The organism is Streptomyces durbertensis, assembly GCF_014156695.1.
GTDB lineage: Bacteria > Actinomycetota > Actinomycetes > Streptomycetales > Streptomycetaceae > Streptomyces > Streptomyces durbertensis.
Map to the genome: position 1 here is coordinate 1 of NZ_WMLF01000950.1, position 441 is coordinate 441.

Here is a 441-nt window from a genome sequence, read left to right on the forward strand (position 1 = left end):
GTGGGGGTGGTGGGGCGCGGTGGGCTCGCGTGGTTGTTCTGCTCGGGAATCAGCCCCTTCTTCCGGGCGAGGTCGACCCCGCCGACGACCGCGGCGAGCAGCAGCGCGGTCCCGGTGAAGGTGGCTACCGACCGCAGTGCCTCACGCCTGCGCTGCGCTGCCTTTCGCCTGCGTTCCGCTTCCTCCCGCTTGCGCTTCTGTTCCGCCCTGCGCTGCTGTTCGCGCCGGTCCGCCTCCGCGCGTTCGCGCTGCGCGCGTGCCTCCCTGGCCCGCTCCTCCTGTCTCTTCTGCCGCCGCCTCTCGTCCCTCTGCCGCACGCGCTGCTGGAGTTCCTCCTGGCGGCGCCGCAAGGTGTCCGCGACGTGGCCTAGCGTCTCCCGACGCCGCGCGGCTGGGACGGTGTTCCGCAGCGTCTCGCGCAGTTGCGTGTACGGGCGGGTG

The 441-nt window shown here is 73.0% G+C and carries 1 protein-coding gene; it reads right to left on the reverse strand.

Annotated elements, in window-relative coordinates; translation table 11 throughout:
- Nucleotides 1–441: hypothetical protein (locus GL263_RS27830; RefSeq protein WP_228456895.1), on the reverse strand; the 441-nt coding region annotated here is incomplete at both ends.